The following is a 2075-nucleotide window of genomic DNA, read 5'->3' on the forward strand; positions in this document are numbered from 1 at the left end:
GGGGTCGGGAACTGCTCGGGATTGAGTCAACTCTAGTTTGCATTAAAGCCTCTGAGTAGGTGTTATATGATCGCTTCATGAACCTCAAGGAATGGGCGATAGCGAACGGTGTGCATCCGCATACCGCCTATCGATGGTTTCGTGAGGGCACGCTCCCGGTCCCCGCTGAGCGGGTCGGACCGCGCACGATCCTGGTCAACATCGAGGCAAACTCCTCACCGTCCGTGACCAGTGGCGTGGGCCTGTACGCCCGCGTCTCTTCGCACGACCAGAAGGACGATCTGGAGCGTCAGACCGCTCGGCTGTCGCAGTGGGCAGCCAAGGCCGGGCATCGCGTAGTGCGGATCGAATCCGAGATCGCCTCTGGCATGAACGGAGGACGGACCAAGGCCAGACGGCTGCTCGCCGACTCGGCCGTGACCACTGTGGTGGTGGAACACAAAGACCGGCTCGGCCGCATGAACGTCGAACTGGTCGAAGCCGCGCTGTCCGCGACTGGGCGTCGTCTGGTGGTGCTGGATGACGGTGAAGCCGAAGACGATCTGGTGCGGGACATGGTTGAGGTGCTGACGTCGTTGTGCGCCCGCTTGTACGGCCGCCGCTCGGCGAAGAACAGGGCGAAGAAGGCTCTGGAAGCGGCGGCTGCCGATGACTGAACCCAAGAAGAAGCTCCGCGCCATCGATGCGCCGTTCGTTGCGCTCGGTCCGTCCGGGGTGGCGATTCGCGACCGGCTCAAGGGACTCACGCCCGAGGACGAGAAGATTCTGCGCATGGCTGGCGGCCTGCTCGGTTCGCTGGCCTCCCGCGACCTCAAGCAGCGGTGCGCTGACGGCATGGAGCACTCCACGGACACGTGGGCGGCCCGCAAGCGTGACCTGACCGCCGAGTCCTCGTCCCGCTGGGCGGGGAGTATCACCAAGGCCACGCATGATCAGTGGGCGCTGTCCCGGCGCTGTCAGCTCGCGCACATCCAGTCCCTTGAGGCCGGTGTGCGGACGCTGATGCACCGCCTGTCCCAGCCGATCGGGGGGAAGGGCACCAAGCGCGCTCCTGGCGGGTACCGGTCCGAACACGAGTGGTTCATGAAGTCCCGCCGCCTGGCCACGCTGGAGGCCCGGCTGGAGCAGGAGCGGGCCGACCGTCAGGCCGGGCGCGTGCACGTCGTGCGCGGCGGCAGGCGCCTGCTGGGCACCCGGCACAACCTTGCCGCCGCGCAGATCACCAAGGACCAGTGGCGGGAACGCTGGGAGGCGGAGCGCTGGTTCCTGGCTGCCGACGGGGAGTCGGGTAAGCGGTACGGGAACGAGACGATCCGCGTCACCCCGGACGGGGAAGTCTCGATCAAACTGCCCGCGCCCATGGCGCACCTGGCGAATGCGAAGCATGGCCGGTACGTCCTCGCCGCCCGCGTGGAATTCAAGCACCGGGGCACCGAATGGGCCGACCGTATCGCCGCCAACCGGGCCGTGGCCCACCGCATCCACCTGGACGTTCCGCGAGACCGCTGGTACCTCACCGCATCCTGGCAACGCCCACCCGTCAAGACGATCCCGCTGGACGCCGCCCGAGCCAAGGGCATGATCGGCGTGGACACCAACGCCGACCACCTCGCCGCCTACCGGCTCGACCCGCACGGCAACCCCCTCGGCGAACCCATGCGGTTCTTCTACGACCTGTCCGGGACATCCCCGCATCGGGACGCGCAAGTCCGGCACGCCATCACCCAGTTGCTGCACTGGGCCACACGCTGTGGTGTGGCTGCGATCGGGATTGAGGACCTGGACTTCGCGCAGGAGAAGACCCGCGAGAAACACGGCCGCAAGAAGCGGTTCCGGCAGCTCATCTCCGGCATGCCCACCGGCAAACTTCGCGCCCGGCTCGTGAGCATGGCCGCCGAACTCGGCCTCGCCATTGTCGCGGTCGATCCCGCCTACACCTCCCAGTGGGGCGACCAGCACTGGCGCAAGCCGCTGACCAGCAGCAAACGAACCATGACTCGCCATGACGCGGCCTCGGTCGCGATTGGCAGGCGCGCCCTCGGGTACCCGATCCGGCGACGGACGACACCGCCCCC

The 2075-nt window shown here is 67.4% G+C and carries 2 protein-coding genes; both read left to right on the top strand.

Features of this window, described 5'->3' with window-relative positions; translation table 11 throughout:
* Positions 1-77: 77 nt before the first annotated feature.
* On the top strand, positions 78-656 hold the full coding sequence (locus tag ACH492_RS40015) for an IS607 family transposase (protein ID WP_398994361.1): 579 nt from the start codon (positions 78-80) through the stop codon (positions 654-656).
* Positions 649-2075 (top strand): IS200/IS605 family accessory protein TnpB-related protein (locus ACH492_RS40020; RefSeq protein WP_398994363.1); only part of this gene is annotated, 1427 nt, incomplete at its 3' end. The genes ACH492_RS40015 and ACH492_RS40020, both read left to right, overlap by 8 nt.

It is taken from the genome of Streptomyces sp. NPDC019443, assembly GCF_044389785.1.
In the GTDB taxonomy this organism is placed as follows: domain Bacteria; phylum Actinomycetota; class Actinomycetes; order Streptomycetales; family Streptomycetaceae; genus Streptomyces.

Coding starts and splice junctions, on each gene's coding strand:
- ACH492_RS40015 (WP_398994361.1), top strand. CDS start 78: ATGAACCTCAAGGAATGGGCGATAGCGAACGGTGTGCATCCGCATACC.